The following is a 16,488-nucleotide window of genomic DNA, read 5'->3' on the forward strand; positions in this document are numbered from 1 at the left end:
AGAGAAGCTGCGCTTCGCCATCCGTGAAGGCGGCCGCACCGTCGGTGCCGGCATCGTCGTCACCATCAAAGAGTAATTTGGACTTAAACCGATCTGTCGCGGGCGCCGGAGTTGCCCGCGCCGCGCCAGAACAAGGAAGTGACGCATGAACGGACAGAATATCCGCATCCGCCTGAAGGCGTTTGATCACCGCGTGCTTGACGCCTCGACGAAGGAAATCGTGTCGACGGCCAAGCGCACCGGGGCAAACGTCCGCGGCCCCATTCCGCTGCCGACGCGGATCGAAAAGTTCACGGTCAACCGGTCGCCCCACGTCGACAAGAAGAGCCGCGAGCAGTTCGAGATGCGCACGCACAAGCGTCTGCTCGACATCGTCGATCCGACCCCGCAGACGGTCGATGCTTTGATGAAGCTCGATCTGGCCGCCGGCGTCGACGTCGAGATCAAGCTCTAAGGGAATGAGAGCGCGGTAAGGGGCGGTGCCCCTGGCCCGGAACTCTAAAGGAATTGAACCGATGCGTTCAGGTGTGATTGCAAAGAAGGTGGGAATGACCCGCATCTATAATGATGCCGGGGAACATGTTCCCGTCACCGTTCTCCAGATGGAGAACTGCCAGGTCGTGGCACAGCGCACGCAGGAGAAGAATGGCTACACCGCCGTTCAGCTCGGCGTTGGCCTCGCCAAGGTGAAGAACACGTCGAAGGCGATGCGCGGCCATTTCGCGACCGCCTCCGTCGAGCCGAAGGCGAAGGTCGCCGAGTTCCGCGTCTCCGCCGACAATATGATCGACGTCGGCGCCGAGATCACCGTCGACCATTTTGTCGCCGGCCAGAAGGTCGATGTGACGGGCACGACGATCGGCAAGGGTTTCCAGGGCGTCATCAAGCGCCACCACATGGGTGGTGGCCGCGCGACCCACGGTAACTCGGTCTCGCACCGTACACACGGCTCGACCGGTCAGCGCCAGGACCCGGGCAAGGTGTTCAAGGGCAAGCATATGGCTGGTCACATGGGCGACACCCGCGTGACGACACAGAATGTCGAGGTCGTTTCGACCGATGCCGACCGCGGCCTGATCCTGATCCGCGGTGCGGTTCCCGGATCGAAGGGCGCCTGGATCTTGGTCCGCGACGCGGCCAAGGTGGCACTGCCGGCCAATGCGCCGAAGCCCGCCGCGATCCGCGCCGTTGCGGCAGCTGCTAAGAACGAGGCTCCGGCCACAGAGGGAGCGGAATAATGGATCTCAAGATCACAACGCTCGGCGGCAAAGACGCCGGCAAGGTGGAACTTTCCGACGGAATTTTCGGCCTTGATCCGCGCGAGGACATCCTGCAGCGCGTCGTGCGCTGGCAGCTTGCCAAGAAGCAGCAGGGCACGCACAAGGCCAAGGGCCGCGCCGAAATCGCGCGCACCGGTGCCAAGATGTACAAGCAGAAGGGTACGGGCCGCGCCCGTCACCACTCCGCACGCGCTCCGCAGTTCCGCGGCGGCGGCAAGGCCCACGGCCCGGTCGTTCGCAGCCATGAGCATGAACTGCCCAAGAAGGTTCGTGCGCTCGGCCTCAAGCATGCCCTTTCGGCCAAGGCCAAGAGCGCGTCGATCATCATCATCGACGAGCTGAAGCTGACCGAGGCCAAGACCAAGGCGCTGATCGCGAATTTCGCGACGCTGGGCCTGACCAACGCCCTGGTGATTGGCGGCGCCGAGCTTGACAAGAACTTCAAGCTGGCAGCCACCAACATCCCCAACATCGACGTGCTGCCCATCCAGGGCATCAACGTCTACGACATTCTGCGCCGCGGCACGCTGGTCCTTTCGAAGGCCGCCGTCGAGGCTCTCGAGGAGCGCTTTAAATGACCGACCTTCGTCACTACGACGTGATCGTCTCGCCGGCGATCACTGAAAAGTCGACCATGGCCTCCGAGCAGAACCAGGTCGTCTTCAACGTCGCCAAGAAGGCGTCGAAGCCCGAAATCAAGGCCGCCGTCGAAGCGCTGTTCGGCGTCAAGGTGATGGCCGTGAACACGCTTGTCCGCAAGGGCAAGATCAAGCGCTTCCGCGGCACGATCGGCCGCCAGAGCGACGTCAAGAAGGCGATCGTGACGCTGGCCGACGGCCAGTCGATCGACGTCGCGACGGGTCTCTGAGCAAGGCCGCGAGGACAACAACAATGGCACTGAAAAAATTCAACCCGGTAACGCCGAGCACCCGCCAGCTGGTCATCGTCGACCGCTCGGGCCTCTACAAGGGCAAGCCCGTGAAGGGCCTGACCGAGGGTCTGACCAAGTCGGGCGGCCGCAACAACCACGGCCGTATCACCGCCCGCTTCATCGGTGGTGGCCACAAGCGTTCGTACCGCATCATCGACTTCAAGCGTCGCAAGTTCGACGTTGTCGGCACGGTCGAGCGCATTGAATACGATCCGAACCGCACGGCCTTCATCGCACTGATCAAGTATGATGATGGTGAGCTGTCCTACATCATCGCTCCGCAGCGTCTGGCTCCCGGCGACAAGATCGTGGCTGGCGAAGCGGTCGACGTTAAGCCGGGCAATGCGATGCCGCTGGCCTCGATGCCGGTCGGCACCATCGTCCACAACATCGAGCTGAAGCCGGGCAAGGGCGCCCAGGTCGCCCGGTCGGCAGGTGGTTACGGCCAGTTGGTCGGCCGTGACCAGGGCATGGCGATCCTGCGCCTCAACTCGGGCGAGCAGCGTGTCGTTCACGGCTCCTGCATGGCCACCGTCGGTGCCGTGTCCAATCCGGACCACGGCAACATCAACGACGGCAAGGCCGGCCGCACGGTTTGGCGTGGCAAGCGTCCGCACAATCGCGGCGTGACCATGAACCCGGTCGACCACCCGCATGGCGGTGGTGAAGGCCGCACCTCCGGTGGCCGTCATCCGGTCAGCCCGTGGGGCAAGCCGACCAAGGGCAAGAAGACGCGGTCCAACAAGGCGACCGACAAGTTCATCCTGCGCTCGCGCCATCAGCGCAAGAGCTAAGAAGAGGTAACGCCAAGTGACTCGTTCTATTTGGAAAGGCCCCTTCATCGACGGCTACCTTCTCAAGAAGGTGGACAAGGTTCGTGAAGGCGGTCGCAATGAGGTGATCAAGATGTGGAGCCGTCGCTCCACCATCCTGCCGCAGTTCGTCGGCCTCACCTTCGGTGTCTACAACGGCCAGAAGCATGTTCCCGTTTCGGTGAACGAGGACATGGTCGGTCACAAGTTCGGTGAATTCGCTCCGACCCGGACCTATTACGGTCACGGCGCGGATAAGAAGGCGAAGAGGAAATAATCATGGGCAAGGCCAAAGCTCCGCGCAGGCTTGCTGACAACGAAGCGCGCGCCGTGTTGCGCACGATCCGTATCAGCCCGCAGAAGCTGAACCTGGTTGCCGCGCTGATCCGCGGCAAGAAGGTCGCGACAGCGCTTTCCGATCTCGAATTCTCGGCCAAGCGGATTTCCGGCACGGTCAAGAAGACGCTGGAATCGGCAATCGCCAACGCGGAAAACAACCACGACCTCGATGTCGATGCGCTGGTGGTGGCGGAAGCCTATGTCGGCAAGTCGATCGTCATGAAGCGGTTCCACGCTCGTGGCCGTGGTCGCGCCAGCCGTATCGAGAAGCCGTTCTCGCACCTCACGATCGTCGTTCGTGAAGTCGAAGAAAAAGGGGAGGCCGCATAATGGGCCAGAAAGTCAATCCGATCGGTCTTCGCCTCGGCATCAACCGCACCTGGGATTCGCGCTGGTTCGCGAACACCGGCGAGTACGGCAAGCTGCTGCATGAGGACATCAAGATCCGCAAGTATCTTGAGAAGGAACTCAAGCAGGCCGCGATCTCGAAGGTCGTGATCGAGCGGCCGCACAAGAAGTGCCGCGTCACTATCCATGCCGCGCGCCCGGGTCTGATCATCGGCAAGAAGGGCGCCGACATCGAGAAGCTTCGCAAGAAGCTGATGGAGATGACGAAGTCCGAGACGCACCTCAACATCGTTGAAGTGCGCAAGCCGGAAATCGACGCGACCCTGGTCGCCCAGTCGATCGCCCAGCAGCTCGAGCGCCGTATCGCGTTCCGCCGCGCCATGAAGCGTGCCGTGCAGTCGGCCATGCGCCTCGGTGCCGAAGGCATCCGCATCAACTGCGCCGGCCGTCTTGGCGGCGCCGAGATCGCGCGCATGGAATGGTACCGTGAAGGTCGCGTGCCGCTGCATACGCTGCGCGCCGATGTCGACTACGGCACGGCCGAGGCGAATACGGCGTATGGCATCTGCGGCGTCAAGGTCTGGGTATTCAAGGGCGAGATCCTCGAGCACGATCCGATGGCTTCGGAACGCCGCGCGACCGAGGGTGATGCCGCGCATGGCGGTGGTGGTGATCGCGAACGCGGTCGTCGTCGCGAAAACGCCTGAGACATTTAGGAATTTGGAGTTAGAACGATGCTGCAGCCAAAGCGCACAAAGTTCCGCAAGCAGTTCAAGGGCCGTATCCATGGTACCGCAAAGGGCGGCACCAACCTGGATTTCGGTGGTTTCGGGCTGAAGGCGCTTGAGCCGAACCGCGTCACCGCGCGTGAGATCGAGGCGGCCCGCCGCGCGATCACTCGCGAAATGAAGCGTGCCGGCCGCGTCTGGATCCGCATTTTCCCGGACGTGCCGGTCACGTCGAAGCCGACCGAAGTCCGCATGGGCAAGGGCAAGGGCGCGGTCGATTACTGGGCGGCGCGCGTCAAGCCGGGCCGCATCATGTTCGAGATCGACGGCGTCAATGAAGAAACCGCCCGTGAGGCGCTGCGTCTCGGCGCGGCCAAGCTCTCGGTCAGGACGCGCTTCGTACAGCGCATCGCAGAATAAGGACGGGCTGATCATGAAAGCCGAAGACATCCGGACCAAGACCCAGGACCAGCTGACCGACGACCTGGCCAGCCTGAAGAAGGAGCAGTTCAACCTGCGCTTCCAGAAGGCCACCGGCCAGCTCGAGAAGACCGCGCGCGTGAGGCAGGTCCGCAAGGACATTGCGCGTATCAAGACCATCGCTGCGGAAAAGTCCGCGGCCAAGAAGGCTTAAGGACGAAAACCATGCCAAAGCGCATTCTGCAGGGCACCGTCGTCAGCGACAAGAACGAGAAGACGGTTGTCGTCAAGGTCGAACGGCGCTTCACGCATCCCGTGATGAAGAAGACCGTGCGCATGACCAAGAAGTACAAGGCGCACGACGAGAACAACGCCCACAAGGTCGGCGATCAGGTGTTCATCCAGGAATCGAAGCCGATTTCCAAGGATAAGCGCTGGATCGTCGTATCCTCGGATCAGGCGTAAACAAACGAATTTTGGACAGACCGGGGAGGGGCTTCGAGCCCATCCCGTTAGAAAAGAAGAAGGCGGCCAGTCATGATTCAGATGCAAACAAACCTCGACGTGGCGGATAATTCCGGCGCGCGTCGTGTCATGTGCATCAAGGTGCTGGGCGGCTCGAAGCGGAAATACGCTTCCGTGGGCGACATCATCGTGGTGTCGATCAAGGAAGCCATTCCGCGCGGCCGCGTTAAGAAGGGCGATGTGATGAAGGCGGTCGTGGTTCGCACGGCCAAGGACATCCGCCGCCCGGACGGCAGCGTGATCCGTTTCGACAAGAACGCGGCCGTTCTTGTCGACAACAAGAAAGAGCCGATCGGCACGCGTATCTTCGGACCGGTTCCGCGCGAACTTCGCGCCAAGAACCACATGAAGATCATCTCGCTCGCGCCTGAAGTGCTGTAAGGAGCCGGACCAATGCAAAAGATTAGAAAAGGCGACAAGGTCGTCGTGCTGGCCGGCAAGGACAAGGGCCGTTCGGGCGAAGTCCTCTCGGTTCAGCCGAAGGATGACACCGCGCTGGTGCGCGGCGTCAACATGATCCGTCGTCACCAGAAGCAGTCCCAGTCCCAAGAGGGCGGGATCATCACCAAGGAAGCGCCGATCCAGCTGTCGAACATCGCGCTGGCCGACCCGAAGGATGGCAAGCCGACCCGCGTCGGTTTCGTCTTCCAGAAGGACGGCAAGAAGGTGCGCGTCGCCAAGCGCTCGGGAGAAGTCATCAATGGCTAAGGCTCAAACCAAGCAGGCGACTGCCAACAACACGCCGCGTCTCAAGCAGGTCTACAACGAGACCATCCGCAAGGCGCTGCAGGAGCAGTTCGGCTACGACAACGAGATGCAGGTTCCGCGCCTCGACAAGATCGTGCTGAACATGGGTGTGGGCGAAGCGACCGCCGATTCGAAGAAGCCTTCGGTCGCGGCCGAGGACCTGGCGATGATCGCCGGCCAGAAGGCCGTCGTCACCCGCGCCCGCAATTCGATCGCGGGCTTCAAGGTTCGCGAGAAGATGCCGATCGGCGCCAAGGTCACGCTGCGCAAGGAACGCATGTACGAGTTCCTCGACCGCCTCGTGAACATCGCGCTGCCGCGCGTCCGCGACTTCCGCGGACTGAACCCCAAGAGCTTCGATGGCCGTGGCAACTATGCCATGGGCATCAAGGAGCACATCGTGTTCCCGGAGATCAACTACGACAAGGTTGATCAGATCTGGGGCATGGACGTCATCGTTTGTACGACTGCGAAGACGGACGACGAAGCCAGGGCTTTGCTCAAGGCTTTCAACTTCCCCTTCCGCCAGTAACGGCAGCGAGAAAAGGAAAAATCTGAAATGGCAAAGACCAGCTCAGTCGAGAAGAACAACAGGCGCCGCAAGCTTGCCGACCAGTACGGTCCCAAGCGCGCTGCGCTCAAGGCGATCATCATGGATCAATCCAAGCCGATGGAAGAGCGCTTCCGCGCTCAGCTCAAGCTTGCCGCCATGCCGCGCAACTCGGCCAAAATCCGCATCCGCAACCGCTGCGAAGTCACCGGCCGCCCGCGCGCCTACTATCGCAAGCTCAAAGTATCGCGCATCGCGCTTCGGGACCTCGGCAATAACGGCCAGATCCCGGGCCTGGTCAAGTCGAGCTGGTAAGGAGGACATAACATGTCATTGAGCGATCCTCTCGGCGATATGCTGACCCGCATCCGCAACGCCTATGGCCGCAAGAAGTCGAGCGTCTCGACGCCGGCCTCGCGTCTGCGCACCCGCGTCCTCGACGTGCTGAAGGCTGAAGGCTATATCCGCGATTACAGCCAGACCGATTTCGACAACGGCAAGTCCGAGATCGAAATCGAGCTGAAGTATTTCGACGGTGCCCCGGTCGTGCGCGAAATCGCCCGCGTTTCGAAGCCCGGCCGCCGCGTTTACGTCTCGGCCAAGTCGATCCCGCACGTTGCCAATGGCCTCGGCATTGCCATCCTTTCGACACCGAAGGGCGTGATGGCCGACCATGAAGCACGCGAACAGAACGTCGGCGGCGAGATCCTCTGCCAGATCTTCTGATCCGGCAGCTTACCGCACGTGGAATTCGGTCTTCGGATCGTTCCCGAAGACAGAGACCTGAAACAAGAGAAGTGACGAGGACAACCTGATGTCTCGTATTGGAAAGAAACCCGTTTCGCTGCCGCAGGGCGTGACCGCGACCGTCAATGGCCAGACCGTGACGGCGAAGGGCCCCAAGGGCGAGCTGAAGTTCGTGGTGAACGACGAAGTCCTGGTCAAGATGGAGGGCAGCGAAATCGCTGTCCAGCCGCGCGACCAGACCAAGACCGCCCGCTCCAAGTGGGGCATGTCGCGCACGCAGATCGTCAACATCCTGCAGGGCGTGAAGGACGGTTTCGAGAAGAAGCTCGAGATCACCGGCGTCGGCTATCGCGCCGCCTTGCAGGGCAAGAACCTGCAACTGGCCCTTGGCTTCAGCCATGATGTCGTCTACGAGACGCCGGCCGGCATCACGATCACCGTGCCGAAGCCGACCGAAATCACCGTGGCCGGCATCGACAAGCAGCAGGTCGGCCAGGTCGCAGCGGAGATCCGCGAATACCGCGGTCCCGAGCCCTACAAGGGCAAGGGCGTCCGCTACGCTGGCGAGAAGATCGTCCGCAAGGAAGGCAAGAAGAAGTAATCGGCTTGGTCCTGAAAAGTTGCAGACTTTTCGGACAGGGACCAAGCCACGGAAGTTAACGCCGCGGGGAGCGGTCGCGGGAGGCGCTTCGCCTACCGCATATGGCGGCCCCCGTTTTTTGAAGGCAAGGAACTATCATGGCTATCAAGGAATCCATCCAGCGCCGCGCGCAGCGCGTGCGCCGTCAGATCAAGAAAGTCGCCGGCGAGCGTCCGCGTCTGTCGGTTCATCGCACGTCTAAGAACATCTACGTTCAGGTCATCGACGACGCCAAGGGCCACACCATTGCCGCCGCCTCGACGCTCGAGAAGGATCTCAAGGGTTCGCTCAAGACCGGCGCCGACACCGCTGCCGCCGCTGCGATCGGCAAGCTGATCGCCGAGCGCGCCACCAAGGCTGGCGTCAAGGAAGTCGTCTTCGATCGCGGCGCCTATATCTATCACGGCCGCGTCAAGGCGCTGGCTGAAGCGGCCCGCGAAGGCGGTCTCAGCTTCTAAGCATGACCCCGAAAAGTTGCAGACTTTTCGGATAAGATCATGCAAAGGAAGAAATGATTTTCACCGTCGGCGACCCAAAGCGGCGCCGGCAATCAGCAACCCGTGCTTCCGGAAAAGAACAAGGAACAGGATATGGCACAGGAACGTAGGGATGGCGGCCGCGGCCGCGATCGTGAAGAACGCGATGACGGCATGGTGGACAAGCTTGTCCACATCAACCGCGTCGCCAAGGTCGTCAAGGGCGGCCGTCGCTTTGGTTTTGCCGCGCTCGTCGTCGTCGGGGACCAGAAGGGCCGCGTTGGCTTTGGTCACGGCAAGGCGCGCGAAGTGCCGGAAGCTATCCGCAAGGCAACTGAATCCGCAAAGCGCGACATGATCTTCGTGCCGTTGCGCTCGGGCCGCACGCTGCACCATGACGTCGAGGGACGTTGGGGCGCTGGCCGTGTTCTGCTGCGCGCTGCCAAGCAGGGTACCGGCATCATCGCCGGCGGCCCGATGCGCGCCGTCTTCGAGACGCTCGGCATGCACGACGTGGTTGCCAAGTCGATGGGTTCGTCGAACCCGTACAACATGGTTCGCGCCACCTTCGACGCGCTGAAGAGCCAGATGCATCCCAAGGATGTGGCTGCCGCGCGTGGCATCAAGTATTCGACCCTTCAGGCCCGCCGCGGCACCGCCGTGGCGGCTGAAGAATAGTCGATCTGACCAGGGATTTTGACCATGGCCAAGAAAGCAACCAAGACCATCATCGTTGAGCAGATCGGTTCGCCGATCCGCCGCCCGAAGGAACAGCGCGCAACGCTGGTCGGCCTCGGCCTCAACAAGATGCACAAGCAGCGCACGCTGGAAGATACGCCTTCCGTGCGCGGCATGATCGCTGCCGTCCAGCATCTCGTCCGCGTCGTGGACGAGGGCTGAGCAAGAGCGCAGGAGAACCCAGATGAAACTCAATGATCTGCGTGACAAGGACGGCGCGACGCACTCCAAGAAGCGCCTCGGCCGCGGCATCGGCTCCGGCTCGGGCAAAACCGCCGGTCGCGGCGTCAAGGGCCAGAAGGCGCGCTCCGGCGTCGCCGTCAACGGCTTCGAGGGTGGCCAGATGCCGCTCTACAGGCGTCTGCCGAAGCGTGGCTTCAACAACATCTTCGCCAAGAGCTTCACCGTCGTCTCGCTGGCCCGTATCCAGGAAGCCGTCGATGCCAAGAAGCTTGACGTCAAGGCGACCGTGACGGCCGAGGCGCTTGTCGCCGCCGGCGTCATCCGTCGCGTCAAGGATGGCGTGCGCGTGCTGTCCGATGGCGAACTCAAGGCCAAGCTCGCCTTCGACGTCGCCGGCGCCTCCAAGGCCGCGATCGAGAAGATCGAAAAGGCCGGCGGTTCGGTCAAGCTGCCGGAAAAGGCAGCCGCCGAGTAACGGCAATTTGAAGAGCGGTCGGCAAGAGTGGTATCCGTTTTTGCTTCCGATCGCGCTTTGACCTACTCAATTTAGCGGCCGCGTCGACGCGGCCGCTTGCATGTTTACAGCCCGGAGCTTATCTCGTGAGCTTCGGTGAAACGCACCGCCTGACCTCACGGGCCATCAAGCGTTACCAAGCGGAGAATCAGGCATGGCTTCGGCTGCTGAACAACTAGCCTCGAATCTGAATTTCTCGGCCTTCGCCAAGGCGGAGGACCTTAAGAAACGCATCTGGTTCACCATCGGCGCGTTGCTCGTCTATCGCCTCGGCACCTACATCCCGCTTCCCGGCATCAATCCCGACGCTTTCGCCCAGGCCTTCTCCTCGCAGAGCAAGGGCGTGCTCGGCATGTTCAACATGTTCGCCGGCGGTGCCGTGCAGCGCATGGCGATCTTTGCACTCGGCATCATGCCCTACATCTCCGCTTCCATCATCATGCAGCTGATGACCTCGGTCATTCCCTCGCTGGAAGCGCTGAAGAAGGAAGGCGAGCAGGGCCGCAAGGTCATCAACCAGTACACGCGCTACGGCACCGTGCTCCTGGCGCTGGTGCAGGCCTATGGCATTTCGGTGGGACTGGAGAACGGCAACGGCATCGTCAGCGATCCCGGCATGTTCTTCCGCATCTCCACCGTCGTCACGCTGGTCGGCGGCACCATGTTCCTGATGTGGCTGGGCGAGCAGATCACCGCGCGCGGCATCGGCAACGGCATTTCGCTGATCATCTTCTCCGGCATCGTCGCCGGCTTGCCGCATGCCATTTCCGGCACACTGGAACTCGGCCGTACCGGCGCCCTGTCGACCGGCCTGATCCTGGCGATCATCGTGCTGGCCATCGTCGTCATAGCGCTTATCGTGTTCTTCGAGCGCGCCCAGCGCCGCCTGCTGATCCAGTATCCGAAGCGCCAGGTCGGCAACCGCATGTTCCAGGGCGATACCTCGCATCTGCCGCTTAAGCTCAACACCTCGGGGGTCATCCCGCCGATCTTCGCGTCGTCGCTGCTTCTACTGCCGGCCACCGTCGCCGGCTTCTCGCAGACCACCAACATGCCGGCCTGGGCCAGCACCATCCTGGCCTCGCTTGGCCACGGCCAGCCGCTCTACATGGCATTCTATGCGGCGATGATCGTGTTCTTCGCCTTCTTCTACACAGCGATCGTGTTCAACCCGAAGGATACCGCCGACCAGCTCAAGAAGCATTCGGGGTTCATCCCTGGCTATCGTCCGGGCGAGCGCACCGCCGATTACATCGACTACGTTCTCACCCGCATCACCGTCGTCGGCGCCATCTACCTGGTGCTGGTGTGCCTGCTGCCGGAGTTCCTGATCTCGGCGACTGGCGTACCATTCTACCTCGGTGGCACATCGCTTCTGATCGTGGTCAGTGTCACGCTCGATACGGTTGCGCAGATTCAGGGTCACCTGATCGCGCACCAGTATGAAGGCCTGATCAAGAAGTCGAAGCTGCGCGGGGGGAAGAAAGCCAGATGAGGTTGATTTTGCTTGGGCCGCCAGGAGCGGGCAAGGGGACACAAGCACAAAGACTGGTAGAAAAACACGGCATACCCCAGCTCTCGACGGGTGATATGCTGCGTGCCGCCGTTCAGGCCGGTACCGAGGTCGGCAAGCGTGCCAAGGCGGTGATGGATGCCGGCGAGCTGGTGTCCGACGCCATCGTCAACGCCATCGTCGCCGAGCGTATCGATCAGGCTGACTGCGCCAAGGGTTTTATCCTCGACGGCTATCCGCGCACGCTGGTGCAGGCGGATGCGGTTGAATCGATGCTTTCAGAGCGTGGCATTGGTCTCGACACCGTCATCGAACTGGTTGTCGACGACAGGGCCCTGGTTGGTCGAATCGTCAAGCGCGCCGATGATGCAAAGGCCGCCGGCCAGCCGGTGCGCAAGGACGACAATCCCGCCGTGTTCGAAGAGCGGCTGCGGGAGTACTACAAGAAGACCGCTCCGCTGACCGGCTACTATTACGCCAAGGGCAAGCTCAAGACTGTGGACGGCATGGCCAGTATCGACGCGGTAACGGCCGAGATTGAAGCCGTGCTCGCCGCGGCCGAGAAGGCGCGGTAAGGGAATTTAAAGATTAAGCTTGACGGAGACGACTTGCTGCGGTATGGCGGCCCGTCTTCCTATCAGATGCGCGCTTTGCCTGTCCGCAAGGGCAGGGCAGTCGCTTTGAACTGGAAACTCCCGCAAGGGCCGGCCTCCACCGGACGCGGGGCAATCTGAATAATGCCGGCTTGTCCGGCCCACATGGAGAAGAGAAGATATGGCTCGTATAGCCGGCGTCAACATTCCGACCAACAAGCGCGTCGTCATCGCGCTTCAGTACATTCACGGCATTGGCAAGAAGTTCGCCCAGGAGATCGTCGACAAGGTCGGCATCCCGGCCGAGCGCCGCGTCAACCAGCTGACCGATGCGGAGGTGCTGCAGATCCGCGAGACCATCGACCGCGACTATCAGGTCGAAGGCGACCTGCGCCGCGAAGTGTCGATGAACATCAAGCGGCTCATGGACCTTGGCTGCTACCGCGGCCTGCGTCACCGCCGCTCGCTGCCGGTTCGCGGCCAGCGCACGCACACCAATGCACGTACCCGCAAGGGCCCGGCCAAGTCGATCGCCGGCAAGAAGAAGTAATAAGAGTGAGTGTTGGTAGTGGGTGGTAAGGACGTCATCGCTACTCACTAATTCACTATTCACTTTTCCAGGTGGAGCCGCTGGCGTTACGGCGGTGTAGAGATCAACTGAAAGGACTGTCATGGCCAAGGAAGCCGCTCGTGTTCGCCGTCGCGAACGCAAGAACATTTCGTCGGGCGTTGCCCACGTCAATTCGACCTTCAACAACACGATGATCACCATCACCGACGCGCAGGGCAATTCGATTGCCTGGTCGTCGGCCGGTGCCCAGGGCTTCAAGGGTTCGCGCAAGTCGACCCCGTTCGCCGCCCAGATGGCTGCCGAGGACGTTGCCAAGAAGGCCCAGGAACACGGCATGCGCATGCTCGAAGTCGAGGTCTGCGGACCGGGCTCCGGTCGTGAATCGGCGCTGCGCGCCCTGCAGGCGGCCGGCTTCACCATCACCTCGATCCGTGATGTGACGCCAATCCCGCACAATGGCTGCCGCCCGCGCAAGAAGCGCCGCGTCTAAGCAATTTATCGAACGCCGCGTGAGCGCCCAAGGGCGTTCCTCCACGGTATTCCAGGTCGCCCGCCACGATTGGATGGTGGCGGGTCAACGGAAGGAAAGCATCATGATCCAGAAAAATTGGCAGGAACTGATCAAGCCGAACAAGATCGAGTTCTCGTCGAAGAAGAAGACGCTGACCACGCTGGTCGCCGAGCCGCTCGAGCGTGGCTTTGGCCTGACGCTTGGCAACGCGCTCCGCCGCGTGCTTCTGTCTTCGCTGCGCGGGGCGGCCGTCACCGCCGTGCAGATCGACGGTGTTCTGCATGAATTCTCGTCCATCGCCGGCGTGCGCGAGGACGTGACCGACATCGTCCTGAACATCAAGGAAATCGCCATCCGTATGGAAGGCGACGGCCCCAAGCGTATGGTCGTTCGCAAGCAGGGTCCGGGTGCGGTTCTCGCCGGCGACATCCAGACGGTTGGCGACGTCGAGATCCTCAACCCCGACCACGTCATCTGCACGCTGGACGAAGGCGCTGAAATCCGCATGGAATTCACCGTCGACACCGGCAAGGGCTACGTGCCTGCCGAGCGCAACCGCGCCGAGGACGCGCCGATCGGCCTGATCCCGGTCGACAGCCTCTATTCGCCGGTGAAGAAGGTCTCCTACAAGGTCGAGAACACCCGCGAGGGCCAGGTTCTCGACTATGACAAGCTGACCATGACCATCGAGACCGACGGTTCGATCTCGGGCGAGGACGCGGTGGCTTTCGCCGCCCGCATCCTGCAGGACCAGCTTGGCCTGTTCGTCAACTTCGACGAGCCGCAGAAGGAAGTCGCCGCCGAAGCCGTTACCGAGCTCGCCTTCAACCCGGCGCTGCTCAAGAAGGTCGACGAACTCGAGCTTTCGGTGCGATCGGCCAACTGCCTGAAGAACGACAACATCGTCTATATCGGCGATCTCATCCAGAAGACCGAAGCCGAGATGCTGCGCACCCCGAACTTCGGCCGCAAGTCGCTCAACGAGATCAAGGAAGTGTTGGCGGCGATGGGCCTGCACCTCGGCATGGAAGTGCCGGACTGGCCGCCGGAAAACATCGAAGACCTCGCCAAGCGTTACGAAGACCAATATTGAGCATGAATTCCAAGGATCGGCGGCGTGAGCCGCTCGATCCGACGGTCATGCGGAAAACCCTCGGAGGCCGTGGCCTCTTGAACAACTGAAGAAGGAAAAGAGCCATGCGCCACGGTTTCAAAGGCCGCCGCTTCGCCCGCAGCATAAGCCACCGCAAGTCGATGTTCGCCAATCTGGCGGTGTCGCTGCTCGAGCACGAGCAGATCGTCACCACCTTGCCGAAGGCGAAGGACCTGCGTCCGATCGTCGAGAAGCTGGTGACGCTCGGCAAGCGCGGCGACCTGCACGCGCGCCGCCAGGTGATCGCGCAGATCGGCAATGAGGGCGTCGTCAAGCGCCTGTTCGACACCATCGCCCCGCGCTATGCCACCCGCAACGGCGGCTATCTGCGCATCATGAAGGCCGGCTTCCGTCACGGCGACAATGCCGCGATGGCGGTCATCGAGTTCGTCGATCGCGACACCTCGGCCAAGGGCGCCGGCGATCGCGCCCGCATCGAAGCCGAAGGCGCGGACGAAGCCGCGGCCGCATAAGGCTTCGCCTTTTCGGAGTGAATTAGAGGGGCCTGCGGGCCCCTTTTTCATAACTGCGTGCGCCAAGGCGTGCCAAAAACGATTGACTGCCGCGAAAATAATCGGATTTCAGCGGCTTAGCCTTTCATTTTGCACATTCGTGGGGACAATGCGCCCGAACTTGCTTGGAGGATTCGTAATGCGCGCCAAAAGACTGTCCCTTGTTCTGCTCTGCGCCTTCATGGTGTTCGCAGCTGCACCGGCAGTTCGGCAGGCGCTGGCCGAAGACGCCGCCAAGCCCGCCGATCCAGGCCTCTCCGATGTGTTGACGGACTTGCTGCATGGCGTCGAAGGCGAGAATGCCACTTCAGGTCCGGACAAGCGCGTGCCTTTCGGCCGCGAGGAGGTCCAGCTTTCATTCGCGCCGCTGGTCAAGCAAACGGCACCCGCGGTGGTCAACGTCTATGCCTCGCAGACCGCCAAGGTGACATCGCCTTTCGAAGGCGATCCGTTCTTCGAGGAATTCTTCGGCCGTGCCCAGCCGCGTGCGCAGTCTTCGCTCGGCTCGGGCGTGCTCGTCGATCCGAGCGGTGTCATCGTCACCAATTTCCACGTCATCAAGGATGCCGACGAGGTCAAGGTAGCGACCGCCGACGGCCGCGAATTCACCAGCAAGGTGATGCTGAAGGACGAAACGCTCGATCTTGCCGTGCTCAAGATCGAGTCCGACAAGCCGTTCCCGGTCATCGCCATCGGGGATTCCGACGCGCTCGAGGTCGGCGACCTGGTGCTGGCCATCGGCAACCCGTTCGGTGTTGGCCAGACCACCACCAGCGGCATCGTTTCCGCGCTTGCCCGCAGCCATATCGGCGTTTCGGATTCGGGTTATTTCATCCAGACAGACGCCGCCATCAACCCCGGCAATTCCGGCGGCGCGCTGATCAACATGGGCGGCCAGCTGGTCGGCATCAACACCGCCATCTACAGCCGCAGCGGCGGCTCGATCGGCATCGGGTTCGCCATCCCCGCCAATATGGTGCGGGCTTTCGCCGATGCCGCCAAGGCCGGTCTCGATTTCTTCGAGCGGCCCTATATCGGCGCCGAATTCGAAGCGGTGACGCCGCAGATCGCCGAATCGCTGGGCATGGAAAAGCCGACCGGGGCGCTGGTCTCCTCGGTCGACGCGACGGGTCCCGCCGGCAAGGCAGGGCTGAAGCCGGGCGATGTCGTGCTGCAGATCAATGGCAAGCCGGTCGAGAGCATTGAGGCGCTCGACTACCGCATGGCGACGCTGTCGATCGGCACCAAGGCGAATTTCGCGATCCTGACCAAGGGCCAGCAAGCGGCGATGGACATTGCGCTGGAGCGCGCGCCGGAGGGGGCAAAAGCCTCGGAAGTGACGCTGCATGGCCGCAGCCCGTTCTCGGGCGCGAAGGTCTCGGAACTGTCGCCGCGGCTTGCCCAGAAGCTTGGCTTGCGTACCGACCTCAAGGGTGTGACGGTGATCGATATCAATCGCGATTCGCCGGCCGCCGATTTCGGCTTTCAGCCAGGCGACATCGTGCGCGAGGTCAACGGCACCACCATCGACACCGCCGCAGTGCTGGCGCAGGTAGCCCAGCAGGATACGCGCTGGTGGCGCTTTACCGTCGAGCGCGGCGGGCAGATACTGCGCCAGGTTTTGCGTTACTGAGTTCGACCCTGAAGGGATCGCGCT

At 62.1% G+C, this 16,488-nt stretch carries 28 protein-coding genes and 1 pseudogene; all 29 read left to right on the top strand.

Going from position 1 to position 16,488, the window contains the following annotated elements; translation table 11 throughout:
* Window positions 1–76: pseudogene (locus FJ936_RS26020) on the top strand (elongation factor Tu); the annotation flags it as partial.
* Window positions 77–145: 69 nt separating this feature from the next.
* Window positions 146–454, top strand: coding sequence for a 30S ribosomal protein S10 (gene rpsJ / locus FJ936_RS26025; protein WP_010909272.1), 309 nt, complete (start codon window positions 146–148; stop codon window positions 452–454).
* Between the two features lie 61 nt (window positions 455–515).
* Entirely contained in the window at window positions 516–1,238 is a 723-nt protein-coding gene (gene rplC / locus FJ936_RS26030; RefSeq protein ID WP_015317985.1) for a 50S ribosomal protein L3, read from the top strand.
* Window positions 1,238–1,858, top strand: coding sequence for a 50S ribosomal protein L4 (gene rplD, locus FJ936_RS26035; RefSeq protein WP_015317984.1), 621 nt, complete (start codon window positions 1,238–1,240; stop codon window positions 1,856–1,858). The genes rplC and rplD overlap by 1 nt, the downstream gene beginning before the upstream one ends.
* A complete protein-coding gene (locus FJ936_RS26040) occupies window positions 1,855–2,148 on the top strand; it encodes a 50S ribosomal protein L23 (protein ID WP_010909275.1) in 294 nt (97 codons plus the stop codon). The genes rplD and FJ936_RS26040 overlap by 4 nt, the downstream gene beginning before the upstream one ends.
* 23 nt (window positions 2,149–2,171) lie before the next feature.
* Window positions 2,172–3,005 (top strand): 50S ribosomal protein L2, encoded by an 834-nt coding sequence (rplB, locus tag FJ936_RS26045; RefSeq protein ID WP_015317983.1) that lies wholly within the window; start codon window positions 2,172–2,174, stop codon window positions 3,003–3,005.
* Window positions 3,006–3,021: 16 nt separating this feature from the next.
* A complete protein-coding gene (rpsS, locus tag FJ936_RS26050; protein ID WP_015317982.1) occupies window positions 3,022–3,300 on the top strand; it encodes a 30S ribosomal protein S19 in 279 nt (92 codons plus the stop codon).
* Window positions 3,301–3,302: 2 nt separating this feature from the next.
* Complete coding sequence (gene rplV / locus FJ936_RS26055; RefSeq protein WP_010909277.1) at window positions 3,303–3,692, top strand: 50S ribosomal protein L22; 390 nt, start codon at window positions 3,303–3,305, stop codon at window positions 3,690–3,692.
* On the top strand, window positions 3,692–4,417 hold the full coding sequence (gene rpsC / locus FJ936_RS26060) for a 30S ribosomal protein S3 (RefSeq protein WP_013895697.1): 726 nt from the start codon (window positions 3,692–3,694) through the stop codon (window positions 4,415–4,417). The genes rplV and rpsC overlap by 1 nt, the downstream gene beginning before the upstream one ends.
* A 27-nt stretch (window positions 4,418–4,444) precedes the next feature.
* Window positions 4,445–4,858, top strand: coding sequence for a 50S ribosomal protein L16 (rplP, locus tag FJ936_RS26065; RefSeq protein WP_006205460.1), 414 nt, complete (start codon window positions 4,445–4,447; stop codon window positions 4,856–4,858).
* A 13-nt stretch (window positions 4,859–4,871) separates the two neighbouring features.
* A complete protein-coding gene (gene rpmC / locus FJ936_RS26070; RefSeq protein WP_006205459.1) occupies window positions 4,872–5,072 on the top strand; it encodes a 50S ribosomal protein L29 in 201 nt (66 codons plus the stop codon).
* A gap of 11 nt (window positions 5,073–5,083) precedes the next feature.
* On the top strand, window positions 5,084–5,323 hold the full coding sequence (gene rpsQ / locus FJ936_RS26075) for a 30S ribosomal protein S17 (RefSeq protein WP_010909280.1): 240 nt from the start codon (window positions 5,084–5,086) through the stop codon (window positions 5,321–5,323).
* A gap of 72 nt (window positions 5,324–5,395) precedes the next feature.
* Entirely contained in the window at window positions 5,396–5,764 is a 369-nt protein-coding gene (gene rplN, locus FJ936_RS26080) for a 50S ribosomal protein L14 (protein ID WP_006205457.1), read from the top strand.
* A gap of 12 nt (window positions 5,765–5,776) precedes the next feature.
* A complete protein-coding gene (gene rplX, locus FJ936_RS26085; protein WP_015317981.1) occupies window positions 5,777–6,091 on the top strand; it encodes a 50S ribosomal protein L24 in 315 nt (104 codons plus the stop codon).
* Complete coding sequence (gene rplE / locus FJ936_RS26090) at window positions 6,084–6,662, top strand: 50S ribosomal protein L5 (protein WP_023773630.1); 579 nt, start codon at window positions 6,084–6,086, stop codon at window positions 6,660–6,662. Before rplX ends, rplE begins: the two co-directional genes overlap by 8 nt.
* Before the next feature lie 27 nt (window positions 6,663–6,689).
* Window positions 6,690–6,995, top strand: coding sequence for a 30S ribosomal protein S14 (gene rpsN, locus FJ936_RS26095; RefSeq protein ID WP_013895695.1), 306 nt, complete (start codon window positions 6,690–6,692; stop codon window positions 6,993–6,995).
* 12 nt (window positions 6,996–7,007) lie between these two features.
* A complete protein-coding gene (gene rpsH, locus FJ936_RS26100; RefSeq protein ID WP_006205453.1) occupies window positions 7,008–7,406 on the top strand; it encodes a 30S ribosomal protein S8 in 399 nt (132 codons plus the stop codon).
* Window positions 7,407–7,494: 88 nt separating this feature from the next.
* Window positions 7,495–8,028: a 50S ribosomal protein L6 gene (gene rplF / locus FJ936_RS26105; protein WP_013895694.1), complete on the top strand. Its 534-nt coding sequence runs from the start codon at window positions 7,495–7,497 to the stop codon at window positions 8,026–8,028.
* A gap of 137 nt (window positions 8,029–8,165) precedes the next feature.
* The gene (gene rplR / locus FJ936_RS26110) at window positions 8,166–8,525 is read left to right on the top strand and encodes a 50S ribosomal protein L18 (RefSeq protein ID WP_015317978.1); all 360 of its coding nucleotides are present in this window, start codon (window positions 8,166–8,168) and stop codon (window positions 8,523–8,525) included.
* Between the two features lie 132 nt (window positions 8,526–8,657).
* Complete coding sequence (gene rpsE, locus FJ936_RS26115; protein ID WP_006333394.1) at window positions 8,658–9,221, top strand: 30S ribosomal protein S5; 564 nt, start codon at window positions 8,658–8,660, stop codon at window positions 9,219–9,221.
* Window positions 9,222–9,245: 24 nt separating this feature from the next.
* Window positions 9,246–9,443, top strand: coding sequence for a 50S ribosomal protein L30 (gene rpmD, locus FJ936_RS26120; RefSeq protein WP_140792846.1), 198 nt, complete (start codon window positions 9,246–9,248; stop codon window positions 9,441–9,443).
* A 22-nt stretch (window positions 9,444–9,465) separates the two neighbouring features.
* Window positions 9,466–9,939 (top strand): 50S ribosomal protein L15, encoded by a 474-nt coding sequence (gene rplO, locus FJ936_RS26125; protein ID WP_015317977.1) that lies wholly within the window; start codon window positions 9,466–9,468, stop codon window positions 9,937–9,939.
* Between the two features lie 193 nt (window positions 9,940–10,132).
* Window positions 10,133–11,473, top strand: a complete 1,341-nt coding sequence (gene secY / locus FJ936_RS26130; protein ID WP_015317976.1) for a preprotein translocase subunit SecY — start codon at window positions 10,133–10,135, stop codon at window positions 11,471–11,473.
* Window positions 11,470–12,066 (top strand): adenylate kinase, encoded by a 597-nt coding sequence (locus FJ936_RS26135; protein ID WP_015317975.1) that lies wholly within the window; start codon window positions 11,470–11,472, stop codon window positions 12,064–12,066. The genes secY and FJ936_RS26135 overlap by 4 nt, the downstream gene beginning before the upstream one ends.
* Window positions 12,067–12,265: 199 nt before the next feature.
* Window positions 12,266–12,634, top strand: coding sequence for a 30S ribosomal protein S13 (gene rpsM / locus FJ936_RS26140; protein ID WP_006205445.1), 369 nt, complete (start codon window positions 12,266–12,268; stop codon window positions 12,632–12,634).
* A gap of 121 nt (window positions 12,635–12,755) precedes the next feature.
* Window positions 12,756–13,145: a 30S ribosomal protein S11 gene (rpsK, locus tag FJ936_RS26145; protein ID WP_006205444.1), complete on the top strand. Its 390-nt coding sequence runs from the start codon at window positions 12,756–12,758 to the stop codon at window positions 13,143–13,145.
* Window positions 13,146–13,248: 103 nt separating this feature from the next.
* The gene (locus FJ936_RS26150; protein WP_006205443.1) at window positions 13,249–14,259 is read left to right on the top strand and encodes a DNA-directed RNA polymerase subunit alpha; all 1,011 of its coding nucleotides are present in this window, start codon (window positions 13,249–13,251) and stop codon (window positions 14,257–14,259) included.
* 104 nt (window positions 14,260–14,363) lie between these two features.
* Window positions 14,364–14,792, top strand: coding sequence for a 50S ribosomal protein L17 (gene rplQ, locus FJ936_RS26155; RefSeq protein WP_140792844.1), 429 nt, complete (start codon window positions 14,364–14,366; stop codon window positions 14,790–14,792).
* A gap of 178 nt (window positions 14,793–14,970) precedes the next feature.
* Window positions 14,971–16,464 carry a DegQ family serine endoprotease gene (locus tag FJ936_RS26160; protein ID WP_140792842.1) on the top strand — a complete coding sequence of 498 codons (1,494 nt, stop codon included), beginning with the start codon at window positions 14,971–14,973 and terminating at the stop codon, window positions 16,462–16,464.
* The last annotated feature ends 24 nt before the right edge of the window (window positions 16,465–16,488 follow it).

This window comes from Mesorhizobium sp. B2-4-13 (assembly GCF_006658535.1).
Lineage (GTDB): Bacteria > Pseudomonadota > Alphaproteobacteria > Rhizobiales > Rhizobiaceae > Mesorhizobium > Mesorhizobium australicum.